Raw genomic sequence first — 12,811 nt, 5'->3', positions numbered from 1 at the left:
TTACCATACCCCAGTTCTCCAATTTTGAGAAATAAGAAAAAAATCCTCCCTACTATGCAAGTATGGAGGATCAGCTTCTTGATTATTTATGATTCATTTCATTAGGAACAGAATTATGACGCTCATTGCGATCCAAAGAAGCAATTTTCTCCATATCTGAATCCGATAGAGCAAAATCGAAGACATCTAGATTTTCTTTCATGCGAGAAGGAGTAACGGTTTTAGGAATAACCATGACATCAGTCTGTACATGCCAGCGAAGAATCACTTGTGCTGGTGTTTTCCCATGTTGCTCAGCAATTTCTTGAATCACTGGATCCTCAATCACCTTTGTCCCGTTCATAAGTGGACTATAGGATTCTAAGTAAATGCCATGTTCTTTACAAAATTGCTTTAATTCTTTCTGCTGTAAATACGGATGACACTCTACCTGATTCACGGCTGGTACAACATCGCATTCATCCATAATACGTTGCAAATGTTCGATATCAAAATTACATACACCAATAGCTTTTGTGCGTCCATCTTTATATAGCTTCTCCAAAGCCTTGTACGTTTCCACATATGTATCAAACTTAGGTGTTGGCCAATGAATCAAGTATAGATCAACGTAATCCAAACCGAGTTTCTCAAGACTTTCGTCCATAGCCTTTAATGTCGTTTCATATCCTTGATCAGCATTCCAAACTTTTGTCGTCAGGAAAATGTCTTCACGTGATAGACTACTCTTCGCAAGCGCCTGGCCAACTCCGACTTCATTTCCATAAATTTTGGCCGTATCGATCAAACGATATCCCGTTTCTAAAGCTTGTGCAACGGCATTTTCGGCTTCCTCATTCGGCACCTTCCATACACCATAACCTAATTGCGGTGTACGAATCCCATTATTCAATGTTATGTAATTCATGAAATCGCTTCCTTCCTGATATAAGTTACTTTTAAGTCTATCACAGGATCTTTTATATTTGAATTTTTTTGCTACACGATCACACGCTGTTTCTGACAAAAATTAAATTTGTTTCTTTAGTCGCAAAGGTCCGATCAAACGTGTACAAAATTCCTTTTCTTGTTCTTCTACTAATAGTAGAAATTCATACACTATAAAAGCCGCTCCATGCTGTCACATGGAACAGTTACAATAAGACCAGTCCAATTATGGGGCTATGCACAAGTAAGATAAATGATCCCTCGAGGCCTGCTAAAGCAGTCGATCGGACATGATAAACGCGATTAACATGCCGAATGAGATCATCAGCGTGAACGGCGCTTCCACGTCAACACCCCCTTCATAGGAAAATGTCCAATTCCTAGAAGGTGCAAACGACGTGCCTAACCCCTCATACAAAGCTAGTCTATTGTTCCTCTATTATATCAAATGCGTACACCCGTTTCTTTTCAAATCTAATCAAACGTTTGATTAATAACATCTCCCGCCTTTATCGAAAATTTTATGGCAAAATTCTTCAGCTTCATTTATTCATACAGATTTATCTCTAGCAACTCCCTTACTAAATCGTGTATGATAAAGATACGTATAATAAAATATGATCGAACGGACAAGCACAGATGATGTAATAAGATACTACCTGTTGGTAAAGGAGGAATCCCCCTTGAGTTATGGAGCAACATTACAAAAAGAGGCCATGCACATATTAAAGTTAACAAGCAGAACCTTTTACATTCCCATTAAACTGTTAAATCCAATGCTCCGAGAAACAGTTGGGGCTGCTTATTTATGCATGCGAGCCATTGATGAAATTGAGGATCATGAAGAGTTGTCGTCTGATACAAAACAACATTTACTCCGTTCGACTAGCCAACTTCTTCAAACAAAATTCGATCCCCATGTTTATCAACAGCTATTAAAGCCCTATGAAAATCTTCTACCTGAAGTAACCCTTAGACTTTATGATTGGTTAAGAGTATGCCCTGCCGATATTATCGATAAAGTGAAAGAGTCGACCAGTATCATGGCAAACGGCATGGCGAAATGGGTGGAAAAGGATTGGATCGTCAAAACAAAGGAAGATCTAGATGATTACACTTATTATGTAGCCGGTTTAGTTGGTGTGATGCTTTCGGATATTTGGGAATGGTATGATGGCACAAAAACAGATCGCGATTTAGCGATTGGATATGGTCGCGGCTTGCAGGCTGTGAACATGCTGCGAAATCAAGATGAGGACGCAGAGCGCGGAGTCCATTTTATCCCAGATGATTGGGGACGAAGTGAGATGTTTGACTATGCCCATGCTCATCTAGAGATGGCGGACGAGTATATCACATCCATCGATACGAAAAACATCCTATTGTTTTGCAAAATCCCGCTCGCTCTTGCCAAAAAGACTCTAAAAGCATTGCACAAAGGCGAGGAAAAAATGGGACGTGCTGAAGTAGAATCGACAGTAAGTGAGATCTTGGAAAATCATTAACTAAAAAATAAGAAAAGGTGTCTAGCACTTGTAAGTTGCTAGACACCTTTTCTTATTCAACTGTTACGAGCACCTAAAAACTCGGCTTTCAATTCATTTTCTTCGGTCAATGAGACCTCATAAGCTTTTGCATCACGTCTAGAGCTAACAATTTTCTTTAACGTTTGGTCAACATAATGAAGAGCCACCCCATCATCGGCTGCGATCCCTGGCTTTATTCGTCTTTCCTTTATGAGCTTATGAAAAGTAGGCCTACGCTCTGCTTCCCCATCATAATGTGGACAATGACTTCCTTTTAGAAATCCTAAACATGTCAGCGGACCAAGCTCAGCTCCATATGAATCGGTTACCCCTTCCTCAAACCAACAAATGGATCCAGCACTTAGTCCAGTAAGAAAAGCGCAAGCGCCTTGCTCAGCCCCGACAAGCAAATGTTCTGAGACAAGAAAAGTCCGGTTTTGACTTTTATTGGCTCAGGTTATTTGACCTCGAGGGGCTAGGCGCTGGAGCTAGATCAAAACACTAGCCAAAATTTATACTTTCTTACCTTTCAAGAAGAATTCCTTTTTCCCATGCCTTTTTTAAAATTATATCAACTTCCCAATCTCGCCATAAAGCTAATAAATTTTTCGTATTTCCTCCCCCAACATAAATAATATCTTTGTCTAAAAGATAACTTTCCAAATCCTTTGTAGGTGGGCGAAATAGCGACAAATGGGATGGTTGACAAGCCTGTTTGTCAAAAAAGTTGTAAAATCGAGTTATGTAGGATTCTGCATCTCCACTAGCAGTAGGAAGGAAACAAACTTTTGGATTGGATTTTTTAGATTGTTGAAGAATATAAGCATCTAATAATGGATTGTCTGGCTCCATTGAGAACCCCCCACCACCAAGTGCGATAATTTGACACATCTTCTCACATCCTGTCTATCAAATACATGCATATTCCCTTATTTCGATTATTTCCGGGGAAATTCCTCCTCATTTTCAATATTTTTCGCGCAAGCTTAAATGATATATTTCCTTCCTCTCCTACATGGTATATATTAGTGTGGGAATACATATTATTTAACTCATTAGAATTTGGTAGGGGTGTGCCTGTGAAATCATCTGGAAAAATATTATTTTATGTTGTTACGATGATGTATTGGTTTTCCATGTATACGTATGTACCCATCCTTTCCCCTTATGTAGAACGCCTTGGCGGTTCCGTTTTTATGATTGGACTGGTTGTCGGTAGTTATGGATTCACACAAATGCTTGTCAGGATTCCTTTAGGCATTTGGTCTGATCGAATTGGCAAGCGAAAGTTGTTTATTTTTGCGGGGATCGCCTGTGCTGTCTTAAGTTGTCTAGGCTTGGCACTCTCAACTAATGTGTGGGCAATTTTCGGATTTCGCTCACTTGCAGGTGTGGCGGCAGCAAGCTGGGTAGCCTTTACTGTTTTATTTGCCAGTTATTTTGAAGCTGATGAGGCACCGAAGGCAATGGGCATTATTAGTTTTTACACAAGTATTGGCCAAATGACTGCTACTTCAGTTGGTGGATTTCTAACTGATTATATTGGATGGCAAGCTCCCTTTTATCTAGGCGCAATTGTTGGCCTGATTGGTTTAATCCTTGCTATAAAGCTTGTTGAAAAACCAGCCGATGTAAAAAAGAAGCCTGTTCAGGTAAAGGAATTAATTAAAATGGGCGGGGAAAAATTATTGTTATCGGTCTCCTTACTAGCAATCGTGGTTCAGTGTATTACTTTTACGACAATGTTTGGTTTTACACCATTACATGCTACTAGTTTAGGAGCATCCAATGCAGATCTAAGCGTATTAACCTTGTTGTCTACCTTGCCCAATGCGATTGCTGGCTATATTAGTGGCAGTATTTTTGTGAAGAGATTTGGAGAAAGGTATACGATTTTAATCGGCTTTATTGCCGCCGCAATCTGTACAATTCTTCTTCCCTTTACAACAAGCTTGAGCTTATTGATTTTGACACAAGCCTTTAATGGTTTCGCCCAAGGCATGATGATGCCAGTATTAATGGGGCTGGCGATTCAATCCGTCAATGAAGGAAGAAGAGCTTCCGCGATGGGCTTTTTCCAGGCGCTCTATTCACTCGGAATGTTCGGTGGACCGTTTATTGCGGGGTGGATTGGGGAATATGTTGGCCTTTCAGGTGGCTTTATCCTAATTGGCTGTCTTAGCTTTATCGGAGCTCTGCTAGCCTATTTATGGATGCCAAAGAGACGTCTAAAGCAAGAATTAGGATAAGAACCTTTAAAAAATAGGATGGATGACTTTTATCGTCATACATCCTATTTTTCAATCCTGTTCTAAAATACTGTAAAGATACGAATCTCGCCATCCATCTTTAATCAATAAATGTTCACGCAATCTGCCTTCTTTGGTCATGCCAACTTTCTCTAAAACCTTAGCAGAGCCTATATTTCGTTGGTCACAAGTAGCTTGAATGCGATGTAATCCTAGTTCTCTAAAGCCAAACTCTATTAATAACTGGGCAACTTCTGTTGCAATGCCTTGCCCCCAATAGGCAGGATGAACGATATAGGCTAGTTCCCCAACTTGATGTTGGAAATCCACTACACTGATTTCTCCAGCCCCAATTATGTTCCCATTTACTACAATCGCAAGAGCATACCTTTTCCTTGGTTGTTGGCAAGCAGCCTGGAGGACTTGTTCAACAAAGACTTTTGAATCTTCAATTGTATTTGGCCCCCAAGGCTGATAACGACAAGACTCTTCCAGAGAAGCGTATGCATGAACAGCCTCCCAGTCCATACTTGTAAATTCTCTTAAAGAAACCCTTTCGTTGGAAAGAAATATAGGGTGATCATTCATTTTGTTCTCCCCTGTATTCATTATATTGTGATAGATGATGGACTTGATTATATTCTTGAATATTCCACTGATTTTCCATAAAGTGAAGATTGCTGATACAGGCATTGATGAGTTTAGTTTTCCCAGACCCAATTTCACCATTTGATAAGACTGCTAAAATCGTATTAATCACGCCTCCATGTGCTACAAGAATAATTTTATCATTCGGATACTCTTCCTGAATTCGCTCCATCCCCTTCATGACACGTTGGGCAAGCAAGTTTCGAGGCTCCTGATTCGGGATATCTCTCCTCTGCGGATATAGTCTTTGTCTTTCTTCCCTTGTCAGCCCTTCCGCATCTCCATAACACCTCTCAACAAATTCCTCCATTTCTATCACTGGAATCTGCAATGACTGATTCATGATGTTTGCCGTTTGTTTGGCTCGCTTCAAAGGACTTGTAACGATTCGATCCCATTCTGAATTGGAAAAGTACTGAGCACATTCTTCCGCTTGCCGTTTTCCCGTTGCATTAAGGGAAATATCAGTCCTACCTTGAATTTTCCCCTCTGCATTCCAATCCGTTTCTCCATGTCTCACTAAACAGATCTGACTCATTTTTTATCCCTCCAAAAGATCAATCCTTTATCGCATCCAAGATTTTTGAGGGAAAACGTATGGAAGTCCCTTGATTTCTCGGATCAGAAACAGGTGTTGACCGCCCTTGAAACCTTATTCTAGTACAATATCATCTTATAATTTGAATTAGAAGCTGGATAAAATGTCCTACATTGATAACAATTCATTTTCGCTTCTTTTTAAAGCAATTCATTCAATTCACTTCATAATCGATTCTTTAACTCTTCTAGCTCTTCCTCATTTGGTTTGACAGCTTCGGAATACATTTCATCCCTTGGTGTCCACCAAACAGGGTGGGTCGGATTTGGCTCTTTCGAACTTCGCGGGAAAATATGCCAATGCATATGTGCATCTCCATTCCCCAACAGTTCATAATTTAGTTTTATTGGGTTGAATGCCTTATAAACCGCCTCTGAAACTGTACTCATTTCGACAAGAAAATTTCTCTTGAATTCGGGCTCTAATTCATGTAATTCTTTATGATGTTCCTTACATAAGAATAATGTATAGCCCTTGAAATATTGATGATCCCCTATCACCACATATCCTGTTTCAAGTTCAGCCACAAAGTATTGGTTCATCCCTTTCTTTATCATGCTGATCCGATTACAAATTAAACAATCTTCCATCTAGAGCACCTCCATTTTTATTGACTAGACTAAACGAGGAAGAAAATTTCATTTACTATTTTTAGCTTTTACTATAAGGAATTGAGGGCTTTTCATTAATCTTTCATATTTCTCAGGGGCTTTCTGTTTGAAGCGTTCAGTTGGTTGCGGCTCAATAATCTGGTCGATTATAAAATACGTGACCACTTCATTTACAAGGGTCTGTAACGATCTTCTATAAAAAGGGACTTCTACTGTTTGGCCGTCTTTCTTCCAGTGGTCAATGATCAGTTCTGTCTCAAAATAAGCTTGATTTTGGGATAAGTGGATATCCATGGCAGGATGATGGACAGAGAATAACAGGAAACCATTTGGTTTTAGTATTCGTTGAAATTCTGAGAAGGTCTTTCTCCAATTTTCTACATAATGAAGTGCTAATGAACTAACAATAAAATCAAAGGAATGATCATCAAATGGTAAGTTTCCACTTAAATCTAAGCATCTTACTTCTGCCTTCGTCCCTGTACGTCGCTTTGCCGCCTCTACCATTTCGGGACTAACGTCTATCGCTGCTACCTTTGCCCCTCTCGCGAGAAATTCATCTGTATACCAGCCAGCCGCACATCCAGCATCAAGCACTTGCATCTGCTTAAGGTTTTCCGGAAGTTGCTGCATCATGGCTGGCCTTTCAAGCTCCATATTATATAAACTCTCCGTATCTACGGTATGCTCGTATGCTTCTGAAAGTTGATTAAACGCTGATCTTATTTTCTCCTTCATAGGTCACCTCGTTTTTTAGAATGAATATGTCTACTACAACTATTCTCCAAAAAGAGACAGAATTCCTTTTAGTTGCGCAATAAGCATTGAAAGTTGTGCATTTGTCTTCTAACTGGCGCATTTCCTACTAAAAGTTGCGCATTCAATCCTCTAACTTACGCATTTCCTATTTAAATTCGCCCATTCAACCTCTAACTTACGCATTCCCCATAAAAAGTTGCGCAATCATGGGTAAAACTTCAGTAATTCAAAATAAAAGTCATAAGAAAAGCTAGTTATCCACAAGCCAAGAATTTTATAATTTCCTAGACCACAAGAAAAGACCAAATCCTTTTCAGATTTGGCCTATAAAAGTTATTCCTTATCATTCGGAACGGCACAATTACCATCGACACAAGCCGCATCATCTGCGTCACCTGATAAATCTTGTAAAATTGGAGTTGATTTTTCCTCTTGCCATACCTTCTCCAAGGCGCCAACAAAGGTTTCCACTGGCTGTGCACCTGAGATGGCATATTTTTGGTTCACAACAAAGAAAGGAACCCCGCGAACTCCGATTTGTTGGGCGGTATTTTCATCATAGCGAACTTCATCAGCATAAGCAGTTTCATTTTGAAGAATCTGCAGGACTTCATTCCGATCCAATCCGACTTCCACCGCCAAATCAGCTAGTACCTCATAATCACTTAACCTTTTTCCTTCTGAAAAGTAACCTTGCAGAAGTCTTTCGGTTATCTCTTTGTCTTTCGCTTTCGTTTTCGCAAAATGTGCTAGTCTGTGGGCATCGAATGTGTTGGTTGGGACCATCGTATCGAAGTGAAAGTTCAACCCAACACTCTTAGCTTGTTCGCCCACTCCCTCATTCATCTTCTTGGCTTCGTCTACATTAACACCATATTTCGTTGCTAGCGACTCATGGATCGTTTTCTCCTGATCTTTCGCTGTTGTCGGGTCAAGCTCAAAGCTATGGAATTCAACCTCTACTTCATCTTGGTGGGGGAATTGTTCCAAAGCTTGTTCTAGACGACGCTTGCCGATGTAGCAAAAGGGACAAACAAAATCCGACCATACTTCAATTTTCATTATCTCACCTCCGAATTTCTTAAAGCTCCTTCTTTATATAGCTTCCCAATATGCGGACATCGTACCCATATGTTTCTAAAATCGTCCTAGCTCTCTGCAATTGGTCATCTTGTATTCCCGCTGTTGTTTCAATAAAAAAGCGATAAGTCCCTAGTTTTTTCTTCGTTGGACGGGATTCAATCCATGTTAGGTTTATTCCTAGAGAGGAAAAAACATTTAGAATAATCGCTAATAGTCCTGGTCGGTCTTCAGTTGGCGTAACTAAAAGCATTGATTTTGCCTTTTCTTCTGTATGAATACGCGGCTTAGAGGGTTTCGTAATAATGACAAATCTTGTCGAATTACAGGCATTGTCATGAATATCCCTTTGAACCACCTCAAGACCAAATGTTTCTGCCGCCCATTCAGAAGCCACAGCGCCTGCATCCATCCTTGCTTCATTTTGGATCGCTTTCGCGGCCGCTGCGGTACTGCTATAATTCTTCGTTTCCGCCTTTATGTCTCGCGTAAATATTCGACATTGAGCAAGGGCAGGGGGAATTGACCAAACTTCTTTTATCTCTTCAAGCTTTGCTCCTGGATTCCCCAACAATTGCAATCGAACAGGAAGTACAGCCTCTCCTTCAACCCATAAATCATGCTGGATCAATCCATCTGTTGTCATCGTAATCGTGCCTTCCAGCGCATTTTCAATCGGAACAATCCCCTTATCCACGCTGCCCTCATCCACTGCTTCTAACACATCAAAAATCGTACTGTACATAATCGACTCGACGCCATCCTCTGTAAAATAACGAATGGCTGCTTCTTCCGAAAAAGTCCCTTTAGGTCCTAAATATGCAATTTTCACTCCAACAAACTCCTTTTATCCAATTAAGAAAAGCGCAAGCGCCTTGCTCAGCCCCGACAAGCAAATGTTCTGAGCCAATAAAAGTCCGGTTTTGACTTTTATTGGCTCAGGTTATTTGACCTCGAGGGGCTAGGCGCTGGAGCTAGATCAAAACACTAGCCAAAATTTTATACTTTCTTATCTTTTAAGAAAAGCGCAAGCGCCCGTTTAGCGACGTACAAACTTTTTAGGGGCCTGACGAGATAAATGAAACACAGTGAGCCTGATAAGGCGAGCTGATGTTGACTTATCGTAGGAAGGCACCGAAAGTTTGCTAGTCGCTGGGCGCTGGAGCTGGATCAAGCATTAGCCAAAATTTATACTTTCTTACCTTATAAGAAAGCGCCCAGCCACCCCTTGAGGATGAATGGCTAAAGACGCAACGTTCTTCCGGCTGACTCAAAGCGCAATATCGTTCGGCAAAATTCGGGGTATGCCAGACACCTATTTTGATAAAGTCGTTGTTAATGGTGGAACGATTTGTTTTTTACGAGAGACAACTCCTTGTAGGACAGCGGATTTGTCTTTCAACGTCACATTGAAGGCCTGTTCCACTGCATGAGCTGCTTGTCCAACTGCAATTGCCGTTGAATCATTAGTTAAGATATCTGTTACAACGAATAAGAATAGATCCAGACCTTTTTCTGAAACAATCTGGCCCAATGCGTCTTCGATTTCCGCCTTGCGAGCAAGAACATCTTCTACTCCAACAGCATTTACTTGCGCAATTTCCACTTTTGCACTACCCATTGAAAATTCTTTTGCATCTAGTGAAAGCAATTCAATTGCCGATTTTTCACTTATATCGGCACCTGCTTTTAGCATATCCATTCCATACTTATCCGGATCAACTCCAGCAATCGCAGCCAATTCCTTTGCTGCTTCTATATCTTCATCTGTACATGTTGGCGATTTGAATAGTAAGGAATCAGAAATAATCGCTGATAGCATTAAACCGGCCATCTTTTGCTCGATCTCCAATCCTTTTTCATGATAGATTTTCCTTAAAATAGTCGCTGTACAACCAACAGGCTCAGCACGAAAATAGAGAGGGTCACTTGTTTCAAAGTTAGCGATACGGTGGTGATCAATCACTTCCGTAATCTTTACTTGATCAAGATCACTCACACTTTGCTGACGCTCATTATGGTCTACCAAAATCACTTCGTCTACTTCCCCAGCAACAGTTTCTACCAAACGAGGGGCTTCCACCTGAAAGTAATCTAAAGCAAATTGAGTTTCTCCATTGATTTCCCCTAAACGCACAGGTTCTACCTCAAATCCCAATCTTGTTTTCACGTCTGCATAGACAAGAGCCGAACAAATTGTGTCCGTATCTGGATTTTTATGACCAAAGATAAAACTTTTTCCCATTTTTACCTCTCCTTACTATATAATATGTATGATTTCATTGCTTTTTCCATTTTACCATATGACAGCTTATTTGAAAGAAAGATTGATTTTTTTTACAATGATAGTGGGGGTGCAGATGTGAAAAAAAAGTGGTTTCTCATACTATTGGTTCTTTTGATTATGATTCTAGCAGGTTGTAGTGATAAAGTTGCGAAGCCTGAGGATCAATTTGGTGAATATGTGCAGCTTTGGGAAAAGCAAGACTTTGACAAAATGTATAACTATTTATCAACGGAAACAAAAGAACAAGTAAAGAAGGAAGATTTTGTTGAACGTTATAGTAAGATCTATAAAGATTTAGAAATACAGGATTTAGATATTCAATTTACCAAACCGGAAGAAGAAACAGATAAAAAAGACGAAACAGCTGAATTTCCTCTTCATGTCTCCATGGATAGCCTGGCTGGAGAAATAGAATTTGATCAGCAGTCACACTGGGTGAAAGAGGATGTTGATGATAAGACTACGGAATGGCGCATGAATTGGGACAGTACGTTTATTTTTCCTGATTTAGAGGAAGGCGATAAAATCTCTGTTCCAACAATTCCGCCGATCCGCGGTGCCATCCTTGACCGAAATGGAATCGCTCTTGCTGAAAACGGTGAGGCCATACAGGTTGGAATCGTTCCGGGAAAAATGGAAGGAGACGATACGGTTGCCAAATTGGCGCAATTGTTAGGAATAGACACGGAGAGCATTGAAAATGCTTTAAATCAATCTTGGGTTAAGTCCGATCTTTTGGTCCCGATCAAAACCATTCCTGCCAGTAGCGACGAATTAAGTGAAAAATTATTAGCGCTTCCGGGAGTACAATTAGGAAAAGCAGAGGCAAGAATTTATCCTCTTGCAGAACGGGCTGCTCATTTAACAGGGAACTTATCTTCTGTAACAGCGGAAGACTTAGAAAAGCATAAAGACAAAGGTTATACTGATACTGATATGATTGGCAGGCGAGGCTTAGAGCTTGTATTGGAAGATCGTCTGAGAGGAACACCCGGTGTACAAATCATCATAAAAAAAGAGGATGGTAGTGAAAAAATCCTCGCCGAGAAAGAAGTAGAAAATGGAGAGGATGTTGAACTCACGATTGATAGTGCTCTCCAAACCATCATCTATGATGAATTCCAAGGCAAGCCCGGCACCGCTGCAGCGATTGACCCTGAGACAGGTGAAACCATAGCACTTGTAAGCAGTCCAGCCTTTGATCCAAATTTGTTAACGCTTGGAGCGAATGAGGATCAATGGAAAAAACTACAGGATGATCCAAAGCAACCGATGCTCAATCGTTTGAATTCAGCCTTTGCCCCTGGCTCCGTCTTAAAACCGATTACAGCCGCGATTGGTCTAAAAGATGGAACGATTACATGGGATGAGAAATTAACAATTAATGGCAAAGGGTGGAAAAAGGATAAGTCTTGGGGGAAATACGAAGTAAAGCGAGTAAGTGACCCAGGAATCCCAATTGATTTAGATAAGGCTTTAATCTATTCGGACAATATTTACTTTGCACAAAAGGCAATCGAATTAGGTCAAGATAAGTTCGAAGCGGGCCTTAAGAATTTTGGCTTTGCTGAAGACATGCCTTACTTATATCCGATGCATCAATCCACCTATGGGGAGATAGGAACCGATATTTCCCTCGCCGATTCAAGCTATGGTCAAGGACAAATTGAATTAACTGTGCTTCATTTGGCTACCATGTATTCTACTTTTACGAATAAAGGAAATATGGTAAAACCGATATTAGAGGCCAAGGAAAAAAAGGGTGAGATTTGGAAGAAGGATCTTCTGACAGAAGAACAAGCCAAACAATTAACAGCTTCACTTCGCAAGGTTGTAGACGATCCGAATGGAACAGCACGTGGAGCAAAAATTGAAGGCTATCCGCTTGCAGGAAAAACAGGTACAGCTGAATACGAAAAAGCAGAACAGGGTGTCGAAGGAAAGGAAAATGGCTGGTTTGTTGCCTATAACCCTGAAAAACCTGATCTGATTATTGCACTAATGGTCCAAGAAGGCGGTTCAGCTGGTGCGATTGACCATGTCAAAAATATTTTTAAAGAACAACAATAAGTTGAAAGGAACCAGTATACCCTCAAATATACTGGTTCCTCTTTTTATCCCGATAC

Annotated in this window: 11 protein-coding genes and 1 pseudogene; 3 read left to right on the top strand and 9 right to left on the bottom strand. The window is 40.4% G+C overall.

The annotated features are described in order from the left end of the window. Positions 1 to 82: 82 nt before the first annotated feature. Positions 83 to 907 (bottom strand): aldo/keto reductase, encoded by an 825-nt coding sequence (locus IPU53_RS13145; protein WP_207451357.1) that lies wholly within the window; start codon positions 905 to 907, stop codon positions 83 to 85. A 703-nt stretch (positions 908 to 1,610) separates the two neighbouring features. Between IPU53_RS13145 and IPU53_RS13140 the strand changes: the two genes are divergently transcribed. Then, entirely contained in the window at positions 1,611 to 2,432 is an 822-nt protein-coding gene (locus IPU53_RS13140; protein ID WP_242698274.1) for a squalene/phytoene synthase family protein, read from the top strand. Between the two features lie 56 nt (positions 2,433 to 2,488). Here IPU53_RS13140 and IPU53_RS25635 read toward each other — a convergent pair. Further along, positions 2,489 to 3,344 (bottom strand): annotated as a pseudogene (locus IPU53_RS25635) (Type 1 glutamine amidotransferase-like domain-containing protein). A gap of 188 nt (positions 3,345 to 3,532) precedes the next feature. Here IPU53_RS25635 and IPU53_RS13125 point away from each other — a divergent pair. Then, entirely contained in the window at positions 3,533 to 4,702 is a 1,170-nt protein-coding gene (locus tag IPU53_RS13125) for an MFS transporter (RefSeq protein ID WP_207451354.1), read from the top strand. A 51-nt stretch (positions 4,703 to 4,753) separates the two neighbouring features. Here the strand turns inward: IPU53_RS13125 and IPU53_RS13120 are convergent, their stop codons facing one another. The 7 genes from IPU53_RS13120 to IPU53_RS13090 form a co-directional block, all read right to left on the bottom strand. Further along, positions 4,754 to 5,290 carry a GNAT family N-acetyltransferase gene (locus tag IPU53_RS13120; RefSeq protein ID WP_207451353.1) on the bottom strand — a complete coding sequence of 179 codons (537 nt, stop codon included), beginning with the start codon at positions 5,288 to 5,290 and terminating at the stop codon, positions 4,754 to 4,756. Next, the gene (locus IPU53_RS13115; RefSeq protein WP_207451351.1) at positions 5,283 to 5,888 is read right to left on the bottom strand and encodes a histidine phosphatase family protein; all 606 of its coding nucleotides are present in this window, start codon (positions 5,886 to 5,888) and stop codon (positions 5,283 to 5,285) included. Before IPU53_RS13115 ends, IPU53_RS13120 begins: the two co-directional genes overlap by 8 nt. A 224-nt stretch (positions 5,889 to 6,112) precedes the next feature. Continuing rightward, the gene (locus IPU53_RS13110; protein WP_207451349.1) at positions 6,113 to 6,538 is read right to left on the bottom strand and encodes an HIT family protein; all 426 of its coding nucleotides are present in this window, start codon (positions 6,536 to 6,538) and stop codon (positions 6,113 to 6,115) included. A gap of 48 nt (positions 6,539 to 6,586) precedes the next feature. After that, positions 6,587 to 7,297: a class I SAM-dependent methyltransferase gene (locus IPU53_RS13105; RefSeq protein WP_207451347.1), complete on the bottom strand. Its 711-nt coding sequence runs from the start codon at positions 7,295 to 7,297 to the stop codon at positions 6,587 to 6,589. Between the two features lie 354 nt (positions 7,298 to 7,651). Continuing rightward, a complete protein-coding gene (locus IPU53_RS13100; protein WP_207451345.1) occupies positions 7,652 to 8,380 on the bottom strand; it encodes a DsbA family oxidoreductase in 729 nt (242 codons plus the stop codon). Between the two features lie 19 nt (positions 8,381 to 8,399). Then, the gene (pheA, locus tag IPU53_RS13095; protein ID WP_207451343.1) at positions 8,400 to 9,230 is read right to left on the bottom strand and encodes a prephenate dehydratase; all 831 of its coding nucleotides are present in this window, start codon (positions 9,228 to 9,230) and stop codon (positions 8,400 to 8,402) included. A 483-nt stretch (positions 9,231 to 9,713) separates the two neighbouring features. Next, a complete protein-coding gene (locus IPU53_RS13090; protein ID WP_207451341.1) occupies positions 9,714 to 10,643 on the bottom strand; it encodes a manganese-dependent inorganic pyrophosphatase in 930 nt (309 codons plus the stop codon). A gap of 117 nt (positions 10,644 to 10,760) precedes the next feature. Between IPU53_RS13090 and IPU53_RS13085 the strand changes: the two genes are divergently transcribed. Continuing rightward, a complete protein-coding gene (locus tag IPU53_RS13085) occupies positions 10,761 to 12,755 on the top strand; it encodes a penicillin-binding transpeptidase domain-containing protein (protein WP_313886488.1) in 1,995 nt (664 codons plus the stop codon). Positions 12,756 to 12,811 lie beyond the last annotated feature (56 nt).

This window comes from Bacillus sp. SD088, assembly GCF_017355205.1.
Classification (GTDB): domain Bacteria; phylum Bacillota; class Bacilli; order Bacillales; family Bacillaceae_C; genus Lederbergia.
Note: the sequence above shows the minus strand (reverse complement) of the source record. Positions and strands in the feature narration are given on the sequence as shown.

Bases quoted from the DNA above. Each gene is read 5' to 3' on its own strand.
- IPU53_RS13100 (WP_207451345.1), bottom strand. From the start codon at position 8,380: ATGAAAATTGAAGTATGGTCGGATTTTGTTTGTCCCTTTTGCTACATC.
- IPU53_RS13115 (WP_207451351.1), bottom strand. From the start codon at position 5,888: ATGAGTCAGATCTGTTTAGTGAGACATGGAGAAACGGATTGGAATGCA.
- IPU53_RS13090 (WP_207451341.1), bottom strand. From the start codon at position 10,643: ATGGGAAAAAGTTTTATCTTTGGTCATAAAAATCCAGATACGGACACA.
- IPU53_RS13110 (WP_207451349.1), bottom strand. From the start codon at position 6,538: ATGGAAGATTGTTTAATTTGTAATCGGATCAGCATGATAAAGAAAGGG.
- IPU53_RS13105 (WP_207451347.1), bottom strand. From the start codon at position 7,297: ATGAAGGAGAAAATAAGATCAGCGTTTAATCAACTTTCAGAAGCATAC.
- IPU53_RS13145 (WP_207451357.1), bottom strand. From the start codon at position 907: ATGAATTACATAACATTGAATAATGGGATTCGTACACCGCAATTAGGT.
- IPU53_RS13120 (WP_207451353.1), bottom strand. From the start codon at position 5,290: ATGAATGATCACCCTATATTTCTTTCCAACGAAAGGGTTTCTTTAAGA.